This window comes from Mycobacterium haemophilum DSM 44634 (assembly GCF_000340435.2).
GTDB classification, from domain to species: domain Bacteria; phylum Actinomycetota; class Actinomycetes; order Mycobacteriales; family Mycobacteriaceae; genus Mycobacterium; species Mycobacterium haemophilum.
Map to the genome: position 1 here is coordinate 2,485,785 of NZ_CP011883.2, position 26,583 is coordinate 2,512,367.

The 26,583-nt window shown below is 63.9% G+C and carries 24 protein-coding genes and 2 pseudogenes; 9 read left to right on the plus strand and 17 right to left on the minus strand.

Features of this window, described 5'->3' with window-relative positions; genetic code table 11:
• Window positions 1-4 precede the first annotated feature (4 nt).
• From tatA to B586_RS20925, 5 genes are all read right to left on the minus strand, one after another.
• Window positions 5-226: a Sec-independent protein translocase subunit TatA gene (tatA, locus tag B586_RS11630; RefSeq protein WP_054879872.1), complete on the minus strand. Its 222-nt coding sequence runs from the start codon at window positions 224-226 to the stop codon at window positions 5-7.
• Window positions 213-1,220, minus strand: a complete 1,008-nt coding sequence (locus tag B586_RS11635; RefSeq protein WP_054879871.1) for a helix-turn-helix transcriptional regulator — start codon at window positions 1,218-1,220, stop codon at window positions 213-215. The genes tatA and B586_RS11635 overlap by 14 nt, the downstream gene beginning before the upstream one ends.
• Window positions 1,217-2,206 carry a helix-turn-helix transcriptional regulator gene (locus tag B586_RS11640; RefSeq protein ID WP_054879870.1) on the minus strand — a complete coding sequence of 330 codons (990 nt, stop codon included), beginning with the start codon at window positions 2,204-2,206 and terminating at the stop codon, window positions 1,217-1,219. Before B586_RS11640 ends, B586_RS11635 begins: the two co-directional genes overlap by 4 nt.
• A gap of 6 nt (window positions 2,207-2,212) precedes the next feature.
• Window positions 2,213-3,571, minus strand: coding sequence for a Pup--protein ligase (gene pafA, locus B586_RS11645; RefSeq protein WP_156166564.1), 1,359 nt, complete (start codon window positions 3,569-3,571; stop codon window positions 2,213-2,215).
• A gap of 141 nt (window positions 3,572-3,712) precedes the next feature.
• Window positions 3,713-3,859, minus strand: coding sequence for a hypothetical protein (locus tag B586_RS20925; RefSeq protein WP_156166565.1), 147 nt, complete (start codon window positions 3,857-3,859; stop codon window positions 3,713-3,715).
• 712 nt (window positions 3,860-4,571) lie between these two features.
• Between B586_RS20925 and B586_RS11655 the strand changes: the two genes are divergently transcribed.
• Both B586_RS11655 and B586_RS11660 read left to right on the plus strand, forming a co-directional pair.
• Complete coding sequence (locus B586_RS11655; RefSeq protein WP_047316439.1) at window positions 4,572-4,868, plus strand: PE family protein; 297 nt, start codon at window positions 4,572-4,574, stop codon at window positions 4,866-4,868.
• 7 nt (window positions 4,869-4,875) lie between these two features.
• Window positions 4,876-5,607 carry a PPE family protein gene (locus tag B586_RS11660; RefSeq protein ID WP_054880942.1) on the plus strand — a complete coding sequence of 244 codons (732 nt, stop codon included), beginning with the start codon at window positions 4,876-4,878 and terminating at the stop codon, window positions 5,605-5,607.
• Between the two features lie 171 nt (window positions 5,608-5,778).
• Here the strand turns inward: B586_RS11660 and prcA are convergent, their stop codons facing one another.
• The 5 genes and pseudogenes from prcA to B586_RS11685 all read right to left on the minus strand — a co-directional run.
• Window positions 5,779-6,525 carry a proteasome subunit alpha gene (gene prcA / locus B586_RS11665; RefSeq protein ID WP_047316440.1) on the minus strand — a complete coding sequence of 249 codons (747 nt, stop codon included), beginning with the start codon at window positions 6,523-6,525 and terminating at the stop codon, window positions 5,779-5,781.
• Complete coding sequence (gene prcB / locus B586_RS11670) at window positions 6,522-7,403, minus strand: proteasome subunit beta (RefSeq protein ID WP_047316441.1); 882 nt, start codon at window positions 7,401-7,403, stop codon at window positions 6,522-6,524. Before prcB ends, prcA begins: the two co-directional genes overlap by 4 nt.
• Window positions 7,400-7,594 (minus strand): ubiquitin-like protein Pup, encoded by a 195-nt coding sequence (locus B586_RS11675; RefSeq protein WP_047316442.1) that lies wholly within the window; start codon window positions 7,592-7,594, stop codon window positions 7,400-7,402. Before B586_RS11675 ends, prcB begins: the two co-directional genes overlap by 4 nt.
• Window positions 7,595-7,673: 79 nt before the next feature.
• The gene (gene dop, locus B586_RS11680; RefSeq protein ID WP_168162533.1) at window positions 7,674-9,182 is read right to left on the minus strand and encodes a pup deamidase/depupylase; all 1,509 of its coding nucleotides are present in this window, start codon (window positions 9,180-9,182) and stop codon (window positions 7,674-7,676) included.
• A 55-nt stretch (window positions 9,183-9,237) separates the two neighbouring features.
• Window positions 9,238-10,956: pseudogene (locus B586_RS11685) on the minus strand (FAD-dependent oxidoreductase); the annotation flags it as partial.
• A 59-nt stretch (window positions 10,957-11,015) separates the two neighbouring features.
• Between B586_RS11685 and B586_RS11690 the strand changes: the two are divergent.
• Together B586_RS11690 and B586_RS22055 are read left to right on the plus strand one after the other, a co-directional pair.
• Window positions 11,016-12,158: pseudogene (locus B586_RS11690) on the plus strand (hypothetical protein); the annotation flags it as partial.
• A 57-nt stretch (window positions 12,159-12,215) separates the two neighbouring features.
• Window positions 12,216-12,779, plus strand: coding sequence for a hypothetical protein (locus tag B586_RS22055; protein WP_236971401.1), 564 nt, complete (start codon window positions 12,216-12,218; stop codon window positions 12,777-12,779).
• Between the two features lie 2 nt (window positions 12,780-12,781).
• On the opposite strand, the gene arc is transcribed toward B586_RS22055, so the two are convergent.
• Window positions 12,782-14,620, minus strand: a complete 1,839-nt coding sequence (gene arc, locus B586_RS11695) for a proteasome ATPase (protein ID WP_047316466.1) — start codon at window positions 14,618-14,620, stop codon at window positions 12,782-12,784.
• Between the two features lie 217 nt (window positions 14,621-14,837).
• On the opposite strand from arc, the gene lppK reads away from it, so the two are divergent.
• Window positions 14,838-15,395 (plus strand): lipoprotein LppK, encoded by a 558-nt coding sequence (gene lppK, locus B586_RS11700; protein WP_054879868.1) that lies wholly within the window; start codon window positions 14,838-14,840, stop codon window positions 15,393-15,395.
• 8 nt (window positions 15,396-15,403) lie between these two features.
• Window positions 15,404-15,706 (plus strand): DUF503 domain-containing protein, encoded by a 303-nt coding sequence (locus tag B586_RS11705; protein WP_047316445.1) that lies wholly within the window; start codon window positions 15,404-15,406, stop codon window positions 15,704-15,706.
• Here the strand turns inward: B586_RS11705 and trmI are convergent.
• A complete protein-coding gene (gene trmI / locus B586_RS11710; RefSeq protein WP_047316446.1) occupies window positions 15,703-16,563 on the minus strand; it encodes a tRNA (adenine(58)-N(1))-methyltransferase TrmI in 861 nt (286 codons plus the stop codon). The genes B586_RS11705 and trmI overlap by 4 nt on opposite strands.
• 73 nt (window positions 16,564-16,636) lie before the next feature.
• Here trmI and B586_RS11715 point away from each other — a divergent pair, with 73 nt between their 5' ends.
• A complete protein-coding gene (locus tag B586_RS11715; RefSeq protein ID WP_054879867.1) occupies window positions 16,637-17,497 on the plus strand; it encodes a RecB family exonuclease in 861 nt (286 codons plus the stop codon).
• On the opposite strand, the gene B586_RS11720 is transcribed toward B586_RS11715, so the two are convergent.
• Genes B586_RS11720 through B586_RS11735 form a run of 4 tightly spaced genes read right to left on the minus strand, consistent with a single transcriptional unit; the run spans window position 17,457 to window position 20,544 of the window.
• Window positions 17,457-18,860 carry an FAD-containing oxidoreductase gene (locus B586_RS11720; protein ID WP_054879866.1) on the minus strand — a complete coding sequence of 468 codons (1,404 nt, stop codon included), beginning with the start codon at window positions 18,858-18,860 and terminating at the stop codon, window positions 17,457-17,459. The genes B586_RS11715 and B586_RS11720 overlap by 41 nt on opposite strands.
• The gene (locus B586_RS11725) at window positions 18,857-19,339 is read right to left on the minus strand and encodes a DUF4126 family protein (protein WP_054879865.1); all 483 of its coding nucleotides are present in this window, start codon (window positions 19,337-19,339) and stop codon (window positions 18,857-18,859) included. The genes B586_RS11720 and B586_RS11725 overlap by 4 nt, the downstream gene beginning before the upstream one ends.
• A 57-nt stretch (window positions 19,340-19,396) precedes the next feature.
• On the minus strand, window positions 19,397-20,260 hold the full coding sequence (gene hisG, locus B586_RS11730) for an ATP phosphoribosyltransferase (RefSeq protein WP_047316450.1): 864 nt from the start codon (window positions 20,258-20,260) through the stop codon (window positions 19,397-19,399).
• A 2-nt stretch (window positions 20,261-20,262) separates the two neighbouring features.
• Window positions 20,263-20,544, minus strand: coding sequence for a phosphoribosyl-ATP diphosphatase (locus B586_RS11735; RefSeq protein ID WP_054879864.1), 282 nt, complete (start codon window positions 20,542-20,544; stop codon window positions 20,263-20,265).
• Window positions 20,545-20,658: 114 nt separating this feature from the next.
• Between B586_RS11735 and B586_RS11740 the strand changes: the two genes are divergently transcribed.
• Window positions 20,659-21,990 carry a PPE domain-containing protein gene (locus tag B586_RS11740; protein ID WP_054880941.1) on the plus strand — a complete coding sequence of 444 codons (1,332 nt, stop codon included), beginning with the start codon at window positions 20,659-20,661 and terminating at the stop codon, window positions 21,988-21,990.
• Here B586_RS11740 and metH read toward each other — a convergent pair.
• Window positions 21,987-25,574 (minus strand): methionine synthase, encoded by a 3,588-nt coding sequence (metH, locus tag B586_RS11745; RefSeq protein ID WP_054879863.1) that lies wholly within the window; start codon window positions 25,572-25,574, stop codon window positions 21,987-21,989. The two genes, B586_RS11740 and metH, sit on opposite strands and share 4 nt — an antisense overlap.
• 115 nt (window positions 25,575-25,689) lie before the next feature.
• Between metH and B586_RS11750 the strand changes: the two genes are divergently transcribed.
• Window positions 25,690-26,541: a PAC2 family protein gene (locus B586_RS11750; RefSeq protein ID WP_047316468.1), complete on the plus strand. Its 852-nt coding sequence runs from the start codon at window positions 25,690-25,692 to the stop codon at window positions 26,539-26,541.
• Window positions 26,542-26,583 lie beyond the last annotated feature (42 nt).

Genomic DNA, 26,583 nt, shown 5'->3' on the forward strand with positions numbered 1-26,583 from the left:
CGGGCTAAGCCGGCCGCGCCTCGGTGTGCCCCTGCTCGGTCGACGACGGCGGGTCAAGGGCAGACGCTTCCGCCTTGTTCTCGGTCTGCATTTCACGTAGTTCGGACTTGAAGATGCGCATCGACTTACCCAACGAGCGCGCCGCATCGGGGAGCTTCTTGGCACCGAACAGCAGGACCACGACGACAGCGAGGATCGCCCAGTGCCACGGACTAAGACTGCCCACTTTGATTACCTCCAGACGTCCACTCGATGCTACCGCAGCAGAGCGCCTGCGCCGTGACCTGGTAGGACTGCAGAGCCGCTATCGCGGCATCCCGCACTCGGTGCGCGAGCGCCTCCGGTGCTTGTACCTGCACCGCCGACCCGAAGCCCAGCACCAGGCGCGTCATCCACTCGTCCGAGGCATACGTCATGACCGCCTGGAATGATCCGTCCGGCAACTCACGGACCTGCCGCATCGGGTAGTACTCGAATATCCACGACGCCGAACGCGCCACCCACAGCGTCGCCGAAGGCAGCGACGGGTCGCCGTCGAAGAGCGACGTGTCTGGCGGCGCCTGCCGCGCTGGTTCGGGTGGGGCGGCCGGCTCAGCCAGCTCGCGGGCCGCCACGATCCGGTCGAAGCGGAACAGCCGAACCCCTTCGGCTTCGCGCGACCAGGCCTCCAGGTAGCTGTGGTCACCCACCAGCAGGACCCGGATGGGGTCGACGATCCGGCTGGTCAGCGTGTCATGCGACGCAGAATAGTAGTCGATCGCCAATGCCCGTTTGTCCCGCACCGCCGCGCGCACTGCGGCCGCGGCGCGGCTCTCGACGGGCGCCGACCCGGTGGCGTCATGCCCGACGGCGCCGGCCGCGGCCTCGATCTTGGCGATCGCGCTGCGCGCCGCCTCCGGATCAACCACCCCCGGAATGTCGGCCAGTGCCCGAAGCGCCACCAGCAGGCCGGTGGCCTCCGGTGACGTCAGCTGCAGCGGCCGGTCAATGCCCGCCGAGAAGGTCACCTCGATGGTGTCACCAGAGAACTCGAAATCGATGAGGTCACCGGGACCGTAGCCAGGAAGGCCGCACATCCACAGCTGGTTAAGGTCCTGCTCTAGCTGCTTGGCAGACACCCCCAGGTCGGCGGCGGCCTCCGCGCGGGTGATCCGCGGGTTGGCCTGGAAGTACGGCACCATGTTGAGCAGCCGCACCAGGCGGGTGGACAGCTGCGTCATGCCCGATCCACCTGAGCGCGCAATCGGGCCAGCACATCGTCGCGCAGGGCCTCCGGCTCGAGCACCACGGCGTCGGCGCCGTGGCCGGCGATGTCACGGGCCAGCCGGTCGCTGGATCCCATGTCGAGTCCGATCACCTGGCCGTCGCGGCCGCCCAGTCGCCGAGCACCGATGGGTCTTCCGGCGTGTCGCAACGCGGTGGCCCGCCCGTCGGCGACCCACACCAGGGCGGTCGCGCCGGTCGGCGCCTCGGCGACAGTGTCGGACACAATCCTGCGCAGGTCGACGCCGTCAGGCACGGCAATAGCGCCGGGCGGCCCGATCGGCGTGACCTCCGGACCGATCCGGGAGAGCCGGAAGGTGCGGGTGGCGTTGCGATCGCGGTCGTAGCCAACGAGATACCAGCGACTGTTCTCGGTGACCACACCCCACGGTTCGACGGTGCGCGTGGTGTAGGGCTCCGCCCGCGACGGCCGGTGCGGAAACTGCACCACCTGCCGAGAACTGATGGCCGACAACAGGATTGACAGAACGTCCTCCGACCCTCGCAGACCCGGCACCCCAGCCGAAGAGGCGATGGCCACCGGTGCATCGAGGGGTTCAACGTCCACCCCGGCGGCCCGCAGCTTGAGCAATGCGCCTTGGGTCGCGGTGATCAGTTCGGGCGATTCCCACAGCTGAGTGGCGACGGCTACTGCGGCCGCTTCGTCCGGGGTCAGCTCGACCGGAGGGAGTGCGTACGCGTCGCGGTTGATGCGGTAACCCTCGGAGGGGTCTAGCACCGACACCTTGCCCACCTCGAGCGGGATGCCGAGGTCACGCAACTCGTTCTTGTCGCGCTCAAACATCCGGGAGAACGCCTCTGCGGTGGGACTGTCGGAGTAACCCGCCACGCTGGATCTGATCTTTTCAGCGGTAATGTAGCCGCGGGTCGACAGCAACGCGATAACCAGGTTGACCAGCCGTTCGACTTTCGAGGTCGCCATGTATAGCTACATGCTCGCGATCAGCCGCTTGACCCGCTCGTCGACCGCGCGGAAAGGGTCTTTGCACAGTACGGTGCGCTGCGCTTGGTCGTTGAGTTTGAGATGCACCCAGTCGACAGTGAAATCACGTCCCGCCGCCTGCGCGGCGCTGATGAACTCACCACGCAACCGGGCGCGGGTGGTTTGCGGCGGGGTGTCGACCGCCTCCGCAATGTCCTCGTCGGTGGTGACGCGCGCCGCCAGGCCCTTGCGCTGCAGCAGATCGAAGACACCGCGCCCGCGCTTGATGTCGTGATAGGCCAAGTCCAGCTGGGCGATCTTCGGATCGGCCAGCTCCATGTTGTAGCGGTCCTGGTAGCGCTGGAACAACTTGCGTTTGATCACCCAGTCGATCTCGGTATCCACCTTGGCGAAATCCTGGCTCTCAACGGCGTCGAGCTGACGGCCCCACAGATCAACGACCTGCTCGATCTGCACGTCGGGCTCTCGGGCCTGCAGATGCTCGACGGCCCGGGTGTAGTACTCCCGCTGGATGTCCAGCGCACTGGCCTGACGCCCGCCGGCCAGCCGCACCGGCCGGCGCCCAGTGGTGTCATGGCTGACCTCGCGGATGGCGCGGATGGGGTTATCCAGAGAAAAATCACGGAAGGCGACGCCTCCTTCGATCATTTCCAGCACCAGCGCGGCGGTGCCCACCTTGAGCATGGTGGTGGTCTCGCACATATTGGAGTCGCCGACGATGACGTGCAGCCGCCGGTACTTCTCGGCGTCGGCGTGCGGCTCGTCACGGGTGTTGATAATCGGTCGGCTACGGGTGGTCGCCGAGGAGACGCCCTCCCAGATGTGCTCGGCACGTTGGGACAGGCAGAAGGTCGCGGCTTTGGGGGTTTGCAGCACCTTGCCGGCCCCGCAGATCAGCTGGCGAGTGACCAGGAACGGCAACAGCACATCCGAGATCCGGGAGAACTCGCCGGCGCGCACAATCAGGTAGTTCTCATGACAGCCGTAGGAGTTGCCCGCCGAGTCGGTGTTGTTCTTGAACAGGTAAATGTCGCCGCCGATGCCCTCGTCGGCGAGCCGCTGCTCGGCGTCAACGAGCAGGTCTTCCAGCACCCATTCGCCGGCCCGGTCATGGGTGACCAGCTGCACCAGGCTGTCGCATTCGGCGGTGGCGTACTCGGGATGACTGCCCACGTCGAGATACAGGCGCGCACCGTTACGCAGGAACACATTGGAGCTGCGGCCCCAGGACACCACTCGGCGGAACAGGTAGCGGGCCACCTCATCCGGGGACAGCCGACGGTGACCGTGAAATGTGCAGGTGACACCGAACTCGGTTTCGATGCCCATGATTCGACGCTGCACGTATTTGAGGGTACTGGTTGTCTGAGCATCACGGTGAGCAAGCCACGCCCTAGGCATCCGGTTGCCGAAATGAGCCCGACTCGGCGACCTCGAGCAGTCGATACGCCTTCTGCACGGGAAGTCCTTCCGCGGCCATCGTCGCTATGGCCGCTTACTGCCTTTTAGGTCGTGCGGCTCCCGCAACAGCTCACGGGCCCTTTCGAGGATCGCCACTTCGGTCTTCAGCTCGCGGATGCCCTTATTGGCAGCGCTGAGCTCGGCGTGTTCGGCACGATTGAGGCCAGGCACTTGCCTGGTATCGATCAGCTTTTGTTGCGCCAGCCGTGGGGCGGCCGGCAGCCACCAAGTCGAGCGCTTTGCGGCGGAACTCTTCGGGGTAACGCTTGGGCACGGACACGGCTCGTTCGATGGACGTCGTGATACAAGCCTTTTTGTAGCCGCGTGATTGGGCCGCCCGTAAGGAATGCGTCATGAGCGACTTCGCATTGGCGAGCAATCATTAATATGTCAAATCTTTTGACATGCATCAATTGTCCACATTTTGTACACGAGACACCTAACACGCTATGGTGCACATCACGCACTTCCATGTTCCGCATTCGGTGTACGATTCTGTCACGTCACTAAGCGTTCTAGAGGGAGTACTATGACTCATCCAAAAGTAAAGGATGACATAGAAATAGACGCAGTCGTGGTTGCGGTGCGGGTAGATGGCTGGTCGTAAGCGGCATTCCGCGGAGGACATTGTGTGCATTTCGCACCTTCGGGTGGGAGAAATCGGGAAGATCTCACCACCGGCCGCCGGTGGGTGCACTTTGCACTCCTAGATTCCGTTATTCGGGAGGATTTAACCTGGTGCAAACGTTGCCGAAAGGTAAGCATTAGCGCAGTTCGCACCACTACCAAGCAGTCAATGAGATGGAACGCAAGTGACTAGGTCGCTTAATCTTTCTCTGTGCAGTAGCTCGGGTTCTTTAGAGTTTCGAGGAGGAGAAACCGCATGTCCTTTGTGAATGTAGACCCATATGGGATGTTGGCGGCAGCTGCAACACTGGAGTCCCTTGGTTCCCACATGGAGGTAAGCAATGCCGCGGTGGCCTCGGTGATCACCAAGATTCCTCCCCCGGCCGCCGACTACGCATCAAAGCAGTTATCGCTGTTCTTTAGTGGCCACGGGCAGCAGTACCAGGTGCAGGCCGCTCGGGGCACGGCCTTTCATCGAAAGTTGGTCCGGACCCTGGCGAATGGCTCGCTTGCGTATGAGGAAGTCGAGAGCCGCAACAACGAAAGTTTCTAACGTGTCGATGCCCGATTTCTCAGCGTTGCCGCCCGAGACCAACTCCACCCGGATGTATAGCGGCCCAGGTTCTGGCCCGATACTGGCCGCCGCCCGGAGATGGAACGCTCTGGCCAATGAGCTGGAAAAGACGACGCTGGGGTTGCGGTCAGCGCTCAGCACGTTGCTGGAGTCGTATAGGGGTGAGTCGTCGAAGGCATTGATAAAGCAGACCTTGCCATATGTGCAGTGGCTGACCACGACCGCCGACCACGCCGATAGGACCGCGACCCAGCTCACGGAAGCGGCGAAGGCCTACGACCATGCTAGAGCGGCGATGGTGCCGCCGCAGATGGTGCGCGCGAACCGCGTGCAGACCACGGTGTTGAAGGCATTCAACTGGTTCGGGCAATTGTCCACCAGGATCGCGGACAAGGATGACGAATACCAACAGATGTGGCGCCAAGACGCGGCGGCGATGACGACCTATTGGGAAGCCGTGCAAGAGGCGATGCGGTCGACGTTGCAGTTTGAGGATCCACCGGCGATGGCCGACGACTACGACGAGGCCTGGATGCTCAACAAAGTGTTCGACTATCACAACGAGAACGTGAAAGAGGACACCATCCATCTCGAGGTCGACGTGAACAAGGACAGGGGGCCCATCGAACTCGTGACCAAGGTAGACAAGGAGTGGGCCATCAAACTCGTCTACGATGGGGAGCCCTTGTTTTCATACAAGAACCATCCTAAGTTTTGATACGGGAAACGCCGGGCAGGCGGTAGCCTCCGGCACGGGTCACCTCGGCTCAGCGACACGAGACTTTCACGCCGATATCCGCCCGGCCTACCACTGCACTCTCATTCACGAAGCCAGTTAACGTCGCAGCGGGGTCCCAGGCACGCAGTGGCCAGGGGTGTCGACTCGGATTCAGTCCGACGATTCGCCGTCAGACTGCGGGCTTTCCTGGTCTGCCAGCAACGCTTGCAGGGCGGAGCCGGTGATCCGCCGAAACGCCCGCCGCGGCCGGTTGGCATCGAGAACGGCCACCTCTAAGCTGGCCACGCCAAGGGTGGGTTGATCGCTGCCCGCGGCGTCTGCGCTGCCGGCCCGCAATGCAGCGACCGCGATGCCCAGGGCGTCAGTCAGGCTGGCGTTCTCGGCATACGACTCTTTGAGCGCGTTGGCGATCGGCTCCGTAGTGCCGCCCATGACCACAAAATGCGGTTCGTCGTTGATCGATCCGTCGTAGGTGATCCGGTACAGCTCGGGAGGTTTCGTTTCGCCGTAGTGCGCGACCTCGGCGACGCACAACTCGACCTCGTACGGTTTGGCCTGCTCGGTGAAGATGGTGCCGAGCGTCTGCGCATAGACGTTGGCCAGCTGCCGGCCAGTGACGTCGCGACGGTCGTAGGCGTAGCCGCGGGTATCAGCGAACTGGATCCCGCCGCGGCGCAAATTGTCGAACTCGTTAAACTTGCCCGCGGCCGCAAAACCCACCCGATCATAGAGTTCACTGATCTTCTGCAGTGACCGGGACGGGTTCTCCGCGACGAACAGCACACCATCGGCATAGGCCAGCGCCACCACGCTGCGACCCCGCGCAATGCCTTTACGGGCCAGCTCGCTGCGCTCGCGCATCGCCTGTTCAGGCGAGATGAAATACGGAAAACTCACTTCTGACTCCCGCCGTCGGAGCCAAGAGTGTCTGCGCGCGAACGGCTTTCGATAATCTCGCGGGCAAGTTCGGCGATCCGGCTTTCCGGCACGTCAGCGGCGCCCTCCGCGCCGATAGTGACCGCCGTGGGGTAGATGCCGCGGACCAAATCCGGCCCGCCGGTAGCGGAATCGTCGTCGGCAGCGTCGTAGAGCGCCTCGATGGCTACCCGCAATGCGGAATCGGCATCGGAGATCTGCGAATACAACTTTTTGATCGATGACTTAGCGAAAATCGACCCCGACCCCACCGACTGGTAGCCCTCTTCCTCGACGTTCCAGCCGCCGGCAGCGTCGAAGGAGACGATGCGCCCCGCGCTCTGCGGGTCAGCTGCATGAATGTCGTAGCCCGCCAACAGCGGCAACGCCACCAGCCCCTGCATCGCGGCCGCTAGATTGCCGCGCACCATGATCGCCAGCCGGTTGACCTTGCCGGCAAACGTGAGCGGCACGCCTTCGAGCTTCTCGTAGTGCTCGAGCTCGACCGCGTAGAGGCGGGCGAACTCGACCGCGACGGCAGCGGTGCCGGCGATACCGGTGGCGGTGTAGTCATCGGTGATGTACACCTTGCGCACATCGCGCCCAGCGATCATGTTGCCTTGCGTGGAACGCCGATCGCCGGCGATGACGACACCGCCGGGGTATTTCAGCGCAACGATCGTCGTCCCATGCGGCAGCTGGGCACTGGCGCCACCGCCGGATTGCTCGCCGCCGAGGCTCGCCGGTAGCAATTCCGGCGCCTGCCGGCGCAGCAGGTCGGCGAACGAGGACTGATTTACGACTGAGATTCCGGGAAGTGCCGAGTTGGTGGACAGGCGATCAGGAAACGACCAGGTCACTGTCCGCCCTTTTGGACGTACGCCCGAACAAAGTCTTCCGCATTCTCCTCAAGGACGTCGTCAATCTCGTCGAGCAGGTCGTCGGTCTCCTCGGTCAGCTTCTCGCGACGCTCCTGGCCCGCGGCCGTGCTGCTGGCGAGCTCGTCGTCATCACCGCCGCCGCCACCACGCTTGGTCTGCTCTTGAGCCATCTGCCGCCTCCTGCTTCTGGTCTTTCTCTAACAGTACCGGTCACCACCGACTTTCCCGGTTTAAGCCGGACTACCGCACTCAGCTGGTCAGTTGCTCCACCAATTCCGCAGCGCTGTCCACCGAGTCCAACAGCGCTCCGACATGGGCTTTGCTGCCACGCAACGGCTCCAAGGTCGGGATCCGAACCAGCGAGTCACCGCCGAGGTCAAAGATCACCGAGTCCCAGCTGGCCGCGGCGATGTCGGCCCCGAACCGACGCAGGCATTCGCCGCGAAAATACGCGCGAGTGTCGGTCGGCGGGTTGTTCACCGCCCTGAGCACCTGGTGTTCGGTGACCAGACGTTTCATCGAGCCGCGGGCGACCAGCCGGTTGTACAGCCCCTTGTCCAGCCGGACGTCGGAATATTGCAGGTCGACGAGGTGCAGCCGCGGGGCCGACCAGTTCAGGTTCTCTCGCTGCCGAAAACCTTCCAGTAGCCGCAGCTTGGCCGGCCAGTCCAGCAGCTCAGCGCAGTCCATCGGGTCGCGCTCCAGCTGGTCAAGCACGTGCGCCCAGGTTTCCACGATGTCGGCGGCGCGGGGGTCGGGGTCGCGGCTGTCGACCAGCTTCGCTACTCGGTCGAGGTAAATCCGTTGCAGCGCAAGGCCGGTCAGTTCACGGCCGTCGACCAGCGCCACGGTGGCCCGCAGCGATGCATCGCGGCTTATCGCATGGACGGCGTGCACCGGCCGGGCCAGCGTGAGGTCGGTCAGGTCTATCCCGTGCGCCGGGCCTTCCTCGATCAGGTCCAGCACCAGCGCCGTGGTGCCCAACTTGAGGTAGGTCGACGTCTCGGCGAGGTTGGCGTCACCGATGATGACATGCAGCCGGCGGTACCTATCGGCGTCGGCGTGCGGTTCGTCGCGGGTGTTAATGATGCCGCGTTTCAGCGTGGTCTCCAGACCGACCTCGACCTCGATGTAGTCGGAGCGCTGGGACAGCTGAAAGCCCGGCTCGTCACCGGAGGGCCCGATGCCGACCCGCCCCGAGCCGGTGACTACCTGGCGAGACACCAGAAACGGCGTCAGCCCAGCGATGATGGCCGAAAACGGCGTCTGCCGCGACATTAGGTAGTTCTCGTGCGACCCGTAGGAGGCGCCCTTGCCGTCAACGTTGTTCTTGTACAACTGCAGTTTGGCGGCTCCCGGCACGCTGGCGACATGCCGGGCAGCGGCTTCCATCACCCGCTCTCCGGCCTTGTCCCAGATCACCGCGTCCAGCGGGTCGGTGCACTCGGGGGCCGAGTATTCCGGGTGCGCGTGGTCGACGTAGAGCCGCGCCCCGTTGGTCAAGATCATGTTGGCCGCACCTACTTCGTCGGCGTCGACCACCGGCGGCGGTCCCGCTGAGCGGCTCAGGTCGAAGCCTCGGGCGTCACGCAACGGCGATTCCACCTCGTAGTCCCAGCGGGTGCGTTTGGCACGCTGGATGCCGGCGGCGGCGGCGTAGGCCAGGACCGCTTGCGTCGAGGTGAGGATCGGGTTGGCGGTCGGGTCCGACGGCGACGAAATGCCGTACTCGACCTCCGTCCCGATAATCCGTTGCATGACTTGAAGCCTAGGCGACGCGTCGACAGCGACCGCGGGCACGCTACTCGGCGTGACGCCGGTTCCACCACCATCGGTCGATACGCCGGAGAAGCGCGAACGGCGCAGGATCCCGGAAGTCGATGTGCAGCCGATGGCTAGCGTGCGGAGCGGCGACGCCGATGATTTCGTGGGCCGCCAGATAACCGGAGGTGGCCGCCCTCTCCATGGTCGGAACAAACAAGTTCAAGTCCGGTGAATAGATCGCTTCACCGGCCAGAAAGAAGTTAGGCACTTCGGTGCGAATACCCGGAGATCGGCGGCGGGCGCCAGGCAGCGGAATCGCAAGCGGCGAGAGATTTACCAGGCGTTTACCCTGCCAGGGCGCCGAAGCAAGATGCGGAGGCAGCTCGTTCGCCAAGCTATCGTATTCGGCCGCACTCAGATGTTTCAGCTCATAATCGATCTGCCAGCCCAGGACGTGGGACCGATCGAGGCCGCACTGCGCCAGGCACTCGGTCAAAATCTCATCTGGCGTACATTCACTTACCGGCCGCTGGAAAACTGGACCGGGCTTATCCACGTCACTCCACGTTATCGACAGAACGTAGCGGGTTCCCTCCGGCAGGCTGACATCCTTCCAGAAGCCTTCTCCCTGCAGAACGGAGATCAGGGCCCACTCGCTCTCAAAATACGTGCCGACGACTCCCGGGCGGATAAACGAGGGCCACGTCGGGGGGATGTCGTGCAAAAAGCATTGAATGCCGTTCGACCACTCAAGCGCAATGGCATGCTGCTGCGCGAGATGCGGAAGATGTTGCTTGACGTGATCTGGTTTGGCCATCTCCCGCAGCGTCAGGTAGGGCAAGGCGAGAATGGCATAGTCGCAAGCGAACCGGCGGCCATCAGTTGATAGCAATGCGGTGATCCGACCGTCCTCGAACTCGAGATCCGAAACGCGCGTGTTGAACTGAATATCGACGCCGAGGTTTTGGAGCTGACGAATCCAGGGATCGACCATGCGCTCACTCGTCGGTCCATTCATCATCATGATGGAGTGCGCTTTGGCGCCGTTCAGTGCTGGTGGGTTACCGGTATAGTGAAACAGCCCCTTGAGAATAACGGGAGCAATCGCGGCCGCTTCCGCGTTCGGTCGGGCCGCGACGAAAATGCGCGGTAGGGCCGAGAAGTACATCTGCACGTCGGGAGACTTGCGGCTTAGGTGCAAATAGTCTGCATACGAGATATCTTCTAGCTCCGCGACGACTCGCTCTTTGCACATCCACAGCAGGCGCAGGTGAGCGTAGAGATAGCGGATGACGTCGGAAAGCGCCAGTCCCCGTTGGGTTAGACCAACGACCGCCAATACGCTCCGCGATGAAATCCGGCCAACTTGCACCAGCGGGTCGAAGGCTTTGCCGATGGCCCGCAGGAAGGTTGGCCGTCGGCGTTCCAGCGGAACGGGCGCGGCTGCTTTGCCCATCGAGCGGTCCTTGTATACGCGGACCGCCGTCACACCGACTAGGTTGTCGAGCACGGTCATGCCGTTCTCGGTGGGTATGCGCGAGAACAACCTCAGCAGGGTCTGGTAGCTATCCGTGTAGACGCGCAAGCTGTGCTCGGTCGGGTGACCGTCGGCAAGGCGGACACTCTTGGCTTTGCCCCCGGCTTCGGGTGCCGCTTCGCATAAAGTGACCCGCAGTCCGGCCTCGGCCAGCAGCATGGCGGCAGCCATACCCGCGATTCCAGCTCCGGCAATAACAACACGGGTTTCGGCGGGCATCGACTGTTTCATATTCATATAATCTCGAGTCCCGAATATACCGACTCCCGGCGCCGCTAGGGTGAGCGAGCATGAAGCTTTCGCTTTGCCACCTACGAGGCCACCGAGTATCGGCGCGTGATGCGGCGGAAAGCTGGTTTTTGGAACGCGGCTTGCCGGCGGTGCTGACCCGCCGGGGCCGCTGGCGACGACTGTGGTCGCGGTCGGCCCCCATGATGGCGGCCTACGGAACTCTGCAAGCCTGCACGGTGCCGATCTTCCTCATCACCGACGGCCATGACGTCGATATCCAGGGTGAGCCAACAACCGCCGAATGGGTAATTTTGGCGATTCTCGGGATCACTCCCCTGCTGATGGTGGCCGTCGGCTGGCTGGTGTCCAGGTGGCCATCACACAGCCGGCAACGCGCGGCCACGGCGACCAGCGCGGCGGCGGTGGCGATACTCGTGACGATCGTCAAAAGCGAACGGGTCGCTGACCTGCCGTCGTCGGTCGTCGTGGTGTCCGCAATACCGATCCTGACCGCCAGCGGCTTAGGGTCCGTCCTGGGATGGGCGATGCGTATGACGCTGTCGCACCTCGCGACAGTCGGCGCCCTGGCGGTCCGGGCCCTCCCCGTGGTGCTGCTGACCGCACTGGTGTTTTTCAACACCTACGTCTGGATTATGGCCGCGACAATCACCGGGGAGCGGCTATGGCTGGCGATCATGTTTCTGGCCGGCATCGCAAGCGCCTTCGTCGTCTCCGCCACCCTCGACCGGGTCAAACCGATGCTGAAGTCGACCGCGGCGCTGCCGAGGGACGCCGAAAGGCTGGCGGACACGCCCTTCGCGGCGATGCCTGACGCCTCGCCCAGCCCCCCGCTGACCAGAGCCGAACGCCTCAACGTCGTCTTTGTCATGGCCACGTCCCAACTGGTGCAGATCGGGGTGGTGGCGGTGGTGACCGCCACCATCTACCTCGGTCTCGGGCTGATCGTGCTGAGTCCAGCGCTGCTCAACGAATGGGCGCACACCGCTGTCAGCAGCGTGACACTGCTGGGCATGACGCTTCCGGCGCCGGGCTCTCTGATCCATATGTGCCTTTTCCTCGGCGCGTTGACGTTCATGTACATCAGCGCGCGTGCCGTCGGCGACACGGAATACCGCACGACATTCCTCGACCCGTTAATGGATGACTTACGCACCACCCTGATCGCGCGAAACCGGTATCGCGGCGAGCACCCCGATCGCTCGAACTTGTCCGGAAAGCGTTACGGCGAAGTGCTTCTCGTGACCCTAGGTGAGGCGGGGCCGCAGGCCACCGTCTACAACAGCTTCCCGCTCAACGACTGTCCTGCCGAGCTGTGGTCGGCGTTGGACGCTGCGGCCATCGCCGCCGAAAACGGTGCGGCCACGGCCCTGCTCAACGGTCCGCGCTATTGGCTGATGAACAGCATCGAAAAGGAGCCGCAAGGCCCACTGGTCACGAAGACCTTCGGCGGGATCGAGATGCTGCAGCAGGCCACGGTCTTGCTGTCCTCGATGAACCCCGCGCCGTACACCGTTAATCAGGTGAGCCGCAACACCGTCTTTGTTTTCCATGCCGGCGAGGAAATCTACGAACTGATCGATCCCGACGGACAGCGCTGGGTGATGCAGACGTGGAGCCAGGTCCGCGACCCTAACCTGTCAAGAGCCGACCTGCCCGGGCTGGGCGAACGGCTCACCCTGCCGGCAGGGTGGTCCTACCATCCCCGCGTGCTCACCAACGAGTTGCGTATCGACACCACGACCCGCGCGGCCCGCGTCCTGCAAGACGATCTCACCAACAGCTATTCGCTGGTGACCGCCTGACCCTACAGGTACTGGCCGAGGTTGGACTCAGTATCAATTGCCCGGCTGGCACTCGAGCTCTTGCCGGTAACCAAGGTGCGGATGTAGACGATCCGCTCGCCCTTCTTGCCCGAAATCCGCGCCCAGTCATCGGGGTTGGTGGTGTTGGGCAGATCCTCGTTCTCGGCGAACTCGTCAACGATCGAGTCGAGCAGGTGCTGAATCCGCAGCCCGGGTTGACCGGTCTCTAGCACCGACTTGATGGCGTTCTTCTTCGCCCGGTCGACGACGTTCTGGATCATCGCCCCGGAGTTGAAGTCCTTGAAGTACATGACTTCCTTGTCCCCGTTGGCGTAGGTGACTTCCAGGAACCGGTTGTCGTCGATCTCTGCGTACATCCGGTCGACAACCTTTTCGATCATGGCCTTGATGCACGCCGCACGGTCACCGTCGAACTCGGCGAGGTCGTCGGCGTGCACCGGCAGCGACTCGGTCAGGTACTTCGAGTAGATGTCTTGCGCCGCTTCGGCATCGGGCCGCTCAATCTTGATCTTCACGTCGAGACGCCCGGGCCGCAGGATTGCGGGGTCGATCATGTCCTCGCGGTTGGAGGCGCCGATCACGATGACGTTCTCGAGGCCTTCCACCCCGTCGATCTCGCTGAGCAGCTGCGGGACGACGGTGGTCTCGACGTCCGAGGAGACCCCGGTGCCGCGGGTCCGGAAAATCGAGTCCATCTCGTCGAAGAACACAATCACCGGCGTTCCTTCCGACGCCTTCTCTCGCGCGCGCTGGAAGATCAGCCGGATGTGCCGTTCGGTCTCGCCGACGAACTTGTTCAGCAGTTCGGGGCCTTTGATGTTCAGGAAGTACGACTTGGCCTCGCGGGCGTCGTCGCCGCGGACCTCGGCCATCTTCTTAGCCAGCGAGTTGGCCACCGCCTTGGCGATCAGCGTCTTGCCGCAGCCAGGCGGGCCATAGAGCAGCACCCCTTTGGGCGGGCGCAGCGCGTACTCCCGATACAACTCCTTGTGCAGGAACGGCAGCTCCACGGCATCACGGATCTGCTCGATCTGGCGGGTCAGACCGCCGATGTCCTGGTAACTAACATCGGGTACCTCTTCTAGCACCAGGTCTTCAACTTCGGCCTTGGGGATACGTTCGAAGGCATAGCCGGCCTTGGTGTCGACCAGCAGCGAGTCGCCCGGGCGCAGCTTGCGCGGCCGGCTATCGTCGTTGAGGGCCCCATCGTCAAGGGGAAAGCCGTCCGGCAAATCCTCGGCAACCAGTGGCTCAGCCAGCCAAACGATGCGCTCCTCGTCGGCGTGACCGACGACCAGCGCGCGGTGACCGTCCGCCAAGATCTCCCGCAAGGTGGATACCTCGCCGACCGCCTCGAAGGTGCCGGCCTCGACGACCGTCAGGGCCTCGTTGAGCCGGACGGTCTGGCCCTTCCGCAGCGACGCGACCTCAATGTTGGGCGAGCACGTCAGCCGCATCTTGCGACCCGACGTGAACACGTCGACCGTTTCGTCGTCGTGGGCAGCCAGTAGCACGCCGTAGCCGCTGGGCGGCTGTCCTAGCCGGTCGACTTCCTCACGCAGCGCCAACAGTTGTTGGCGGGCTTCTTTAAGAGTTTCCATTAATTTGGAATTGCGGGCCGCAAGCGAGTCGATTCGAGCTTCGAGCTGATGCACATCGCGGGCAGAGCGGGCACTCCCATGCGGTCCAACCGCATGCTCGAGTTGCTCGCGCAACACCGCTGCCTCGCGTCGTAGTTGTTCCAATTCGGCAGCATCGCCGCTGGACATGTCCGTTTCACGAGGGGTACTGAATGCTTCAGAACGCTCTGAGTCACCCATCTTGCGCTCCTTTCCCGCACCGAAATGGCACGGCGAATACTTCAACGCTACCGGCGATTGCGTCTTCGTGCGCGGAAGCGAAATGCCGCCAAAAGCCGTGCCGACGGTAGCGTTGGTAATCTCTGCGCTGAGTCGGCCGATCGAAAGGGCAGCCGTGACTACAAAGTACCTCGCCACACGCGTCGCGGCACACGCTGTCGTCGGGGCGTAGTCCAGCGTGTCGCGCTGGACGCACCGAACCCTTTTCATCGCCGTGAGCGCTACCGCAGCCGGGGCGGTCCTCGGGTTCGCGGGATGTTCACACAGCGACTCCGGCACATCGTCGTCGGCTGTCCCAACGACTGCGCCGGGCATTTCGAGTCCACTTGCTCCGCCAGCTGCTGCCCTGCCGGCTCCGGAAGCCCTCACCGATGTGCTTAACCGGCTCGCCGACCCCAACGTTTCGGGCATCGACAAGGTGCCCCTCATCGAAGGCGCAACCCCCGACAGCGCTGCCACCTTGGACAGGTTCAGCAACGCATTGCGGGACAACGGCTACCTGCCCATGACCTTCGCGGCGAACAACATCGCAAGGTCGGACAAGAACCCGTCCGATGTCCTGGCCACCATCAGCGTCAACACCGCCCAAGCGAACAACGGCGTGTTCTCCTTCCCGATGGAGTTCACGCCCTGCCCACCCCCGCAGGAGGGCTGGCAGTTATCCAAGCGAACCGCGGAAATGCTGCTGGAGTTCGGGAACTCATCGGGCCTGACTAGCCCGGCGCCTCCGCGTTGACCCGCGGGATGTGGATCGGCTGGCTGGAGTTCGATGTGCTGCTGGGCGACGTCCGTTCACTCAAACAAAAGCGGTCGCTAATCCGGCCGGTTGTCGCTGAGCTGCAGCGCAAGTTCGGCGTGTCGGCCGCCGAGACCGGTTCACACGACCTGTATCGACGAGCGGGCATCGGTGTGGCCGTGGTGTCCGGCGACCGCAGCCACGCCGTTGATGTGCTCGATGCCGCCGAACGCTGGGTAGCCGCACACCCCGAGTTCGACCTGCTGTCCGTGCGCCGCGGCCTGCACCGCAGCGAGGATTGGTCCAGCTAGCCGTCGCGCCCCGCACGTTTGCGACCCAGCGGCGCCGGCGCGACAGCGCCCGGCGCCAGCCGGCGCGACAACACCAGGAACGCGGTGTGCCCACGCATCGAATGCTGTGGCCGAACCGCCAAGCCGACCACGTTCCAGCCGCGCTGAAGCGTTTCCCACGCCCGTGGTTCGGTCCAACATTGCTGAGCCCGCAGAGCCTCCACGGCCCGCGACAGCTGGGTGACGGTGGCCACGTAGATCACCAATACACCGCCGGCGATCACCAGCCGCGACACCGCGTCCAGCACCTCCCACGGCGCCAGCATGTCTAACACCACCCGGTCGACGGAACCGTCGGGCAGCTCGGAGTCCGCGACATCGCCGACGATGAGCTGCCAGTTGTCCGGTAACTGGCCTTCGGCGCCGGAGACGCTAAAGAAGTTAGACACATTGCGACGGGCGTGCTCGGCGTGGTCGGCGCGCAGTTCGTAGGAGATCACCTGCCCCTGCGGTCCGACCGCGCGTAGCAGCGAGCACGTCAGCGCACCGGATCCGGCCCCGGCCTCCAGCACCCGGGCCCCGGGAAAAATGTCACCTTCGTGCACGATCTGAGCGGCATCCTTGGGGTAAATCACCTGTGGCCCGCGCGGCATCGACATCACGTAATCGATCAGCAACGGGCGCAAGACCAAGAAAAGGGCACCGTTGCTGGATTTCACTACGCTGCCTTGCTCTAAACCGATGACCGCATCGTGGGCGATCGAGCCGCGATGGGTGTGAAACTCGCTACCAGGGGTGAGCGACATCGTGTAGTGGCGGCCTTTGGCGTCGGTGAGCTGGACGCGCTCGCCAACGGTGAACGGGCCAGTTGCGGACACGCCATCTAGCGTGCCAGCCGACTCGCCATAGCCGGTGCTCGGGGTTGTCGGTGCCCCACCTTAGGCTGCGGTCATGACCGACCCGCCGGCGCTATCACCGTCGCGTGCCGCGGACTTCAAGCAGTGCCCGCTGCTGTACCGGTTCCGAGCGATCGACCGGTTGCCTGAGGCATCGTCGGCCGCACAGCTCCGCGGCTCAGTGGTGCACGCCGCGCTGGAGCAGCTTTACAGCCTGCCCGCGCCGCGACGCGGCGCGGACACTGCGCGATCGCTCGTGGAGCCCGCGTGGGAGCAGATGATCGCCGCGGAGCCACACCTGGCCGGCGAGCTGGATCCCGAGCAGCGGACCCAATTGCTGGACGAGGCCCGCGCGTTGCTCTCCGGCTATTACCGGCTCGAAGACCCCACCCGCTTCAACCCGCAAAGCTGCGAACAGCGTGTAGAGGTCGAACTGGCCGACGGCACCTTGCTGCGCGGCTTTATCGACCGGATCGACGTCGCCGCCACCGGCGAGCTACGGGTGGTGGACTACAAGACCGGCAAGGCCCCGTCGGCCGCGCGAGCACTGGCCGAGTTCAAGGCGATGTTCCAAATGAAGTTTTACGCGGTGGCGCTGCTGCGTTCACGCGGTGTGCTGCCCGCCCGGCTGCGGCTCATCTACCTGGCCGACGGCCAGCTGCTGGACTACGCGCCGGACCGTGACGAGCTGTTGCGCTTCGAAAAGACGTTGATGGCGATCTGGCGCGCGATCCAATCCGCTGGTGAAACGGGCGATTTCCGTCCCAATCCGTCGCGGCTATGCGAATGGTGTCCGCACCAGGATCGTTGTCCGGCTTTCGGGGGGACGCCGCCGCCCTACCCCGGATGGCCGTCTCTGGTGCCGATGCGGACCCCTACTCGAGTGGCGACATCTCCTGCAGCATCGTGGGAATGAGCTCGCTGACCGTGGGATGAATATGCATCGTGCGCGACAGCGTGGTGTAGGGCGCTTTGGCTGACATGACGTCCAGAATGGCGTGAATCGCTTCGTCGCCGCCGACTCCAAAGATGGCTGCTCCCAGGATCTGGTGGGTGTCGGCGTCGACCACCACCTTCATGAAGCCTTGCGTCTCACCTTTTTCCACCGCTCGGCCCACCCTAGTCATTGGCCGCTTGCCGACCAGCGCCTTGCGGCCCGATGCGCGGACCTGGTCGACGGTCATGCCGGCGCGCCCCAGCGGGGGGTCGATATACAGCGCATAGGTGGTGATGCGGTCACTCACTTTGCGAGGGGTCCCGAGCGAATCACTGTCGAGCAAGTTGGCGGCAACAATCTCGTAATCGTTGTACGAAGTGTGGGTGAAAGCGCCCTTGCCGTTGCAGTCGCCCAGCGCCCAAATATGGTCCACGTTGGTCTTGAGTTGGTCGTCGACCACGATGTAGCCGCGGGCGTCGGTATGCACACCAGCGGCATCAAGACCCAGGTCGTCGGTGTTGGGCCGCCGTCCCACGGCCACCAGTAGATGGCTGCCCTGAATCGGGGCGACGCCAGCGCTGGGTGTGAGCTCAAATCCTCCGGAATCACTGTCGCGCTTACCGATCCGCATGTCGTTAGCGCCGACGACAACGTGGATGCCTTCGGCTTCCAAGATCTCTTTGATGGCCGCAGAGACGTCCTCGTCTTCGCGGAAGGCCAGTCGTGGGCCCCTCTCGACAACGGTCACCCGGGCCCCGAAGCGGCGGTACATCTGCGCAAACTCCAACGCGATGTAACTGCCGCCGACGATCACGAGATGTTCTGGCAGCGTGTCGAGTTCGAGGATGGACACGTTGGTAAGGAATTCGACCTCGCGCAGCCCCGGGATGTCCGGCACCACCGCACGGCCACCGACGTTGAGGAAGACCCGGTCGGCGTGCAGCAGGGCTTCACCGTCCTGCAAGCCGACGCGCAGAGTATGCGGATCCTGGAAACGAGCGTGACCACGAAAGACAGTGCAGCCGTCCATGCTGGCTAGCCAAGTTTCGACACCCTCGCGGTCCTTACACATGATGTCGTCTTTGCGCGCCTTGACTTTCGCCATGTCCACACTGACTGGCCCGGTACCGATGCCGTATTCGGCTCCGCGGCGGGCCAATTGCGCGGCATGCGCGCTAGCTACCAGCGTCTTGGTTGGGATGCATCCGGTGTTGACGCAGGTGCCGCCGATGAGTTTGCGCTCCACAATCGCCACGCGCTGTCCGGCAGCCGTCAGCCGACCCGCCAGAGCCGGCCCAGCCTGGCCGGCGCCGACGATCACCGCATCGAAATGCTTACTCACAGAGAACCCGTGAGCGCGACGATTGCGAACCCGCCCAAGACCGCGACCGCATCCTCCAGCAGCGCGATCGGCAGGTCCTGTCCACCGCGGGCAGTCACCAGCCGACTACGCGCCTGATAACCGCCCAGGGTCCCGAGCACCGCGCCGACGAGGCCGGCACCAAGCGCGGTCCACAAATAGCCCCACGCGGTACCGATTACGGCGCCGGCAAACGCGCCCGTCATGATTCGGACAGCGAACGCCGGCGGCGCGGTGCGAGGCGGTGTCTTGGGAAGCTTGTCGTTGACCAGTTCTGCGACCGCAAGAACGGTGAAGACCACGACAGTGATGAGATTGCCTACCCAATTCGCCCATGTGCCATGCAGGTTGATCCAGCCGAATAGAGCCGCCCAGGAAACCACCGCGGGAGCCGTCAGGGAACGCAACCCGGCGATAACGCCAATCAAAAGAGCCAGCAGAAGAACAAGGTAATGCGTCACGGAGACCCTCCTGTCAAGGACGCTAACACAGCGAAGTCTCCGATACGCGCCGGCTGATCAGAATCGGCAGAACCTAATGTCGGAAGCCAGAATCGCTTTGGCTCCGATAGCGGCAAGCTGGTCCATGAGCTCGTTGATGTCGCGGCGGGGCACCAGCGCGCGAATTGCGACCCAGCCCGGCTCGGCTAGTGGAGCGATGGTCGGCGACTCCAGTCCCGGCGTGATCGAGGTGGCTTTGTCTAGTACCGAGCGCGGGCAGTCGTAGTCCAGCATCAGATACTGCTGACCAAACACCACCCCTTGGATCCGAGCGACCAGTTGATCGCGCGCCGCGACGGTCTCGCGGTGATCGTGGCTGCCCCGATCGCCGCGCTCGATCAGCACCGCCTCCGAATCACACAGCGGGTCGCCAAAGGCCACCAGATCATGCAGGCTCAGGGTGCGTCCGGATCCGACCACGTCGGCGATGGCGTCGGCCACCCCAAGCTGCACCGAGATCTCTACGGCGCCGTCAAGTCCGATGACGGTTGCTTCAATGCCCTTGGCGGCCAGGTCCTTTCGAACCAAGTTCGGGTAGGCGGTGGCGATCCTTTTTCCGACCAGATCCGACGTCGTCCAGTCACATCCGGCAGGGCCGGCGTAACGGAAGCTGGACGATCCGAAACCCAGCGCCAGGCGTTCGCGCACCGACGCATCCGAATCGCGCACCAGGTCTCGTCCGGTAATGCCGAAGTCGAGGTCTCCGGAACCGACATAGATGGCAATGTCTTTGGGCCGCAGAAAGAAGAACTCGACGCGGTTGACGGGGTCGACGACGGTAAGGTCTTTGGGATCAGTGCGTCGCCGGTAGCCGGCCTCCGAGAGGATCTCGGTGGCCGGCTCGCTTAGCGCACCTTTGTTAGGAACGGCGACCCGCAGCATGCTCATAGCTTCCGATAGACGTCATCGAGCGACAGCCCGCGCGAGATCATCAGCACCTGAGTCCAATACAGCAACTGGCTAATCTCTTCGGCCAACGCGTCGTTAGGTTCATGTTCGGCGGCTAACCACACTTCGCCGGCCTCCTCCAGGATCTTTTTGCCCAGTGCATGTATCCCACCGTCCAGGGCCGCCACTGTGGCGCTGCCGGCCGGTCGGGTATGGGCACGTTCGTCGAGTTCGGCGAACAGATCCTCGAAGGTCTTCACGGCCAGCGATTGTTTCACGTGCCGACCGGCAAAGTCACGGCGGTTTCGCCCGGCCAGCGCATTAGGGCACCCTAATGTAGGGTAGCCTAACCTGTTAGGTATCGTGGCTGTGAAGGGCGGTCAACCATGAACGTGACGTCTCCGGTGTGGCTCGCACTGCCCCCCGAGGTGCCTTCAGCGCTGCTGTCCACTGGCGCCGGTCCCGGTCCGCTGCTGGCAGCGGCCGGGAGGTGGCGCGTGCTGGCCGCCCAATATGCTGACGCGGCAACCGAACTCGCGGCAATTCTCACATCCGCGCATGCCGCCACGTGGGCAGGGCCGAGCGCGGAGCGGTTCGTCGCGGCCCATCAACCGTTCCTTTGTTGGCTGCGCGCGGCCAGCGCGGCGGCCGCTGCGGCGGCGGCCAGCCACGAAACTGCCGCCGCCGGTTACACCTGCGCATTGGGCGGCATGCCGACTCTCGCCGACCTCGCCGCCAACCATGCTCAGCATGCCGCACTGGTCGCGACCAACTTCTTTGGCGTCAACACCATCCCCATCGCGCTCAACGAAGCCGACTACATGGTCATGTGGGTTCAGGCGGCAACCACGATGAGCGTCTATCAAGCGGTCTCAAACGAAAGCTTGGCGGCGACCCCGACGACGTCACCCGCGCCGCGCATCGTCGCCACCGGCGGCTCCGGTAGCAGCTTCCCTGACCCCACCAAATTAATCCTTAAGCTCCTCAAGGATTTCCTGGAGTTTCTTCGGAACCTAGCTACCGAATTCCTGTCCGGACCGCTCGGCAGTCTCATCACCCAGCTACTGGACGCGTTCATTTCCTTGGTGTCCAGCCAGGTCTTCACAATCATCGCTTACTCGGTGTTAGACCCCATGATCTATTTCGGGCCGTTCGCTCCGCTGCTGAGTCCGGTGCTGTCGCCTATCGGTGCGGTCGGACTGACCGTGCTTGTCGGCGGCTGCGTGCTGGGCGAAGATGCGGGGCCACTGATCGACGTGGCGCATCCTAATGACCCTGGCGAGCAGGGCTTGCCCGCGATTAGCGGAGTCACGTTGACCGGCACCAGCCCCACGACGCCCGTCGCCACTGCTACATCTGTCACGACGATGACGCCGGCACCGGCACCTTCCCCGCCTCCGAGTTTCGGCGCTGCCCAAGGCTATTACGTTGTCGGCGGTCCCGACGCTGAGGGGTTCACCCCAACAGCCGGGGCCAAAGCCCGCGCCCGGGGACACGTCCAGCGGTACCGTTTCGCATTCCCCGCAGACGGCCGGCGCAAGACTGTCTCAGCCACAAAAATAGCCGAGCAGATCCTCGGCACTGACCGCGGTATCGAACCGTTCGGGTTTGCCGGCACCCTCCCGAAATCTGCTGCTGCCCAAGCCAAAGGACTCGTTCTGTTGGACAGCGGCCATATCGGCGAGGCGCTTAAGGAGCCGATGCTGCCGCGCACCTGGAGTTAGACGTTGAAGTACTTGGCCTCGGAGTGGTGCAGGATAAAGGCGTCGGTCGATTGCTCGGGATGGAGCTGCAACTCCTCAGACAACGTCACACCGATGCGGTCGGGCCCTAGCAGCGCCATCATCTTCGCCCGGTCCTCCAGGTCCGGGCATGCTCCATACCCGAACGCGAAGCGGGCACCCCGGTAGCCCAGCTTGAAATAGTCCTCAACGGCCTCGGGGTCGTCGGCCGACATCGCCCGGTCCCCGGCGAATTTCAGCTCCTCACGAATGCGCCGGTGCCAGTACTCGGCCAGCGCTTCGGTGAGCTGCACGCCAATGCCGTGCACTTCGAGATAATCGCGATAGGAATTGGACGCGAACAGCTCGTTGGCGAAGTCAGCAATGGGTTGACCCATGGTCACGAGCTGGAACGGCAGCACGTCAACCTCGCCCCGCTCGGTCGCCAAATCCCGGGATCGAATGAAATCAGCGATGCACAGGAACCGGCCGCGTTGCTGACGCGGGAAGCTGAACCGGTACCGCTGCTCGGCGTCCGGTCTCGGCTCCGCGAGCACCACGATGTCGTCACCCTCGGACACCGCCGGGAAGTAGCCGTACACCACGGCGGCGTGCGCCAAGACGCCGTCGGTGGACAACCGGTCTAGCCAGTACCGCAGCCGCGGCCGGCCCTCGGTCTGCACCAAATCCTCGTACGCAGGCCCCGTACCGCCGCGCACACCGCGTAATCCCCACTGGCCCAAGAACAATGCGCGCTCATCGAGTAGCCCGGTGTATTCGGCCACCGCCAGGCCCTTGACGATCCGCGAACCCCAGAACGGCGGCTGAGGCACCTCGATGTCGGCGGCGACATCGGAGCGATCGGGCACCTCAACCGGCTCTTCGGCAGCCTTGCGCTGCGCCGCAATGCGTTTGGACCGCTCATGGCGGGCCTTGCGCTCAACTTCCTTCTTACGGGCTGCTTCTGCCGCCAAGGCCTCCGGGCTCCCCGGCGCAGGAGCCTCGCCGCGCTTGGCGCTCATGATGGTGTCCATCAACTTCAAACCCTCGAAAGCATCTCGCGCGTAATGCACTTCGCCCTCATAGACTTCGGCTAGGTCGTTCTCCACATAGCTGCGAGTCAACGCCGCGCCGCCGAGCAGCACTGGGAATTTCTCGGCGACTCCGCGAGTGTTCATCTCCTCGAGGTTTTCCTTCATGACCACGGTCGATTTCACCAGCAAGCCCGACATCCCGACCACGTCGGCGCTTTTGTCCTCGGCCACCTCGAGAATGTTGGCGATCGGCTGCTTGATGCCGAGGTTTACCACTTCGTAGCCGTTGTTGCTCAGGATGATATCGACCAGGTTCTTGCCGATATCGTGCACATCACCTTTGACCGTGGCCAGCACAATCCGGCCCTTACCGGAATCGTCATCGGAGCGCTCCATGTGCGGTTCTAGGTAAGCCACAGCGGCTTTCATCACCTCGGCCGACTGCAGCACGAACGGCAGCTGCATCTGCCCAGAACCGAACAACTCACCGACCGTCTTCATGCCGGCCAACAGATTCTCGTTGATGATCGCCAGCGGCGGCTTCTGGGTCATTGCCTCGTCGAGATCGGCGTCCAAACCGTTGCGTTCGCCGTCGACGATCCGCTGCGCTAGCCGGTCGAACAACGGCAGCTTGGCGAGTTCGGCCGCCCGTGTTTCCTTCGACGATGCCGCCGACACACCTTCGAACAGCCGCATTAGTTCCTGCAGCGGGTCATACCCGTCGCGGCGGCGATCGTAGACTAAGTCGAGTGCTATGTTGCGTTGTTCTTCGGGTATCCGGTTGATAGGCAGGATCTTTGACGCGTGCACGATCGCCGAATCCAGTCCGGCTTCCTGACATTCGTGCAGGAACACCGAGTTGAGCACTTGGCGCGCAGCGGGATTGAGGCCGAACGAGATATTGGAAAGCCCCAGCGTGGTCTGTACCGCAGGGTGGCGCTTCTTCAGCTCACGGATCGCTTTGATGGTCTCGATGCCGTCTTTGCGTGACTCCTCCTGGCCGGTGGCAATGGTGAAGGTCAAACAGTCGATGAGGATCGCCGATTTATCAACGCCCCAGTTGCCGGTAATGTCATTGATCAGCCGCTCCGCGATTTCGATCTTCTTCTCAGCGGTGCGGGCCTGGCCCTCTTCGTCGATGGTCAGCGCAACCACCGCCGCGCCGTGCTCGGCGACCAGCTCCATGGTCTTAGCAAACCGCGACTCGGGGCCGTCACCATCCTCGTAGTTGACCGAGTTGATCGCGCAGCGGCCGCCCAGGTGCTCCAAACCCGCTTGCAGCACCGGGGTTTCGGTGGAGTCCAGCATGATCGGCAATGTCGACGACGTCGCCAGCCGGCTGGCCAACGCCTTCATATCGGCCACGCCATCGCGGCCGACGTAGTCGACACACAGGTCCAGCAGATGTGCGCCGTCGCGGGTTTGGTCCTTGGCGATGTCCAGACACTTCTGATAGTCCTCGGCGATCATCGCCTCACGAAAACCCTTGGAGCCATTAGCGTTTGTCCGCTCGCCGATCACCAAGACCGAGGCGTCCTGGGCGAACGGGATGGCCGTATACAGCGACGACACCGACGGCTCGTAGCTGACCTGCCGTTCGGGACGCTTGATGTTCGCGACCGCGGCGGCCACTTCCTGGATATGAGCCGGGGTGGTGCCACAGCAGCCACCGACCAGCGCCAGGCCGAACTCGGCGATGAAACCGGCCAACGCCTCGGCCAATTCGTCAGGCTGCAGCGGGTATTCGGCGCCCTTGGCGCCCAGCACCGGCAGCCCGGCGTTGGGCATCACCGACACCGGGATGCGGGCGTGCCGCGACAGGTGCCGCAGATGCTCACTCATCTCGGCGGGGCCCGTTGCGCAGTTCAAACCGATCATGTCCACGCCGAGCGGTTCGACGGCGGTCAGCGCCGCGCCGATCTCGCTTCCCAGCAGCATCGTGCCGGTCGTTTCCACGGTCACATGGGCGAAGACCGGAATGTGCCGACCGGCCTGTGCCATTGCTCGCCGCGAGCCCAGCACCGCGGCCTTAAGCTGCAGCAAGTCCTGGCAAGTTTCGACGAGGATGGCGTCGGCGCCGCCGTCCAGCATGCCCAGCGCCGACTCGGTGTAGGCGTCGCGAATGACCCGGTACTCGGTGTGGCCGAGGGTGGGCAGCTTGGTGCCCGGCCCCATCGACCCCAGCACGTATCGCTTGCGGTCGGGGGTGGTCAGCTCGTCGGCGACCCGTCGCGCGATCGCGGTACCCCGCTGCGACAGGTCCCTGATCTTGTCGGCGATGTCGTAGTCGCCGAGATTGGACAGGTTGCAGCCGAAGGTGTTGGTCTCGACGGCGTCCGCGCCTGCCTCGAAGTAGCCGCGGTGGATGGTTTCCAGCACGTCAGGACGCGTCTCGTTGAGGATCTCGTTGCAGCCTTCCAAGCCGCGGAAATCGTCTAACGTGAGGTCCGCGGCCTGCAGCTGAGTGCCCATCGCACCGTCGCCCACCACCACCCGCTGCGCCAAAGTCTCCAGAAGATCGGTGTCGTACTGGTGTCGGTTAGCGGCAGTCACACGGACAAGGATAGTGGGCCTATGCAAACCGCTCAGTTCTCCGCATCGTCGCCGGACTCGAAGCCGTACGCTGATTGGCGTGACTTCGCGAGATGGTGGGCCGGATCGCAGCGCGCTGCCCGAACTGCACAACACCGTCGTCGTGGCGGCGTTTGAGGGCTGGAACGATGCCGGCGATGCGGCCAGCGGAGCACTAGAGCACCTGGACGCCATCTGGGAAGCCGATCCGATCGTGGAGATCGACGACGAGGCCTACTACGACTACCAGGTGAATCGCCCGGTCATCCGCCAGGTCGATGGAGTCACCCGGGAGTTGGTGTGGCCGGCGATGCGGATCTCACACTGTCGCCCGCCGGGCAGTGACCGCGATGTGGTGTTGATGCACGGGGTGGAACCGAACATGCGCTGGCGCAGCTTCTGCGCTGAGTTGCTGGCCATTGCCGACAAGCTCAACGTCGACACTGTCGTGATCCTCGGGGCGCTGCTGGCCGACACCCCGCATACCCGGCCGGTGCCGGTCTCGGGTGCGGCCTACTCGCCGGAGTCAGCGCGGCGCTTCGGTCTGGAGGAAACCCGTTACGAGGGCCCGACGGGGATCGCCGGGGTGTTCCAAGACGCCTGCGTGGCGGCCGGGATCCCGGCGGTGACGTTCTGGGCGGCGGTGCCCCACTACGTGTCGCACCCACCCAATCCGAAAGCGACGGTCGCGCTGCTGCGCCGCGTCGAAGACGTGCTCGACGTCGAGGTCCCGTTGGCTGACCTGCCAGCGCAAGCCGAGGAGTGGGAGCAGGCGATCACCGAGATGGCCACCGAGGACGACGACCTGGCCGAATACGTGCAGTCCCTGGAGCAGCGCGGCGACGCCGAGGTCGATGTGAATGATGCGTTGGGCAAGATCGACGGCGACGCGTTGGCCGCCGAGTTCGAACGCTATCTGCGCCGGCGGCGGCCCGGGTTCGGGCGGTAGGCACTGGCCGAGGCAATGGTGTCCGTACAATTTGCCGTCATC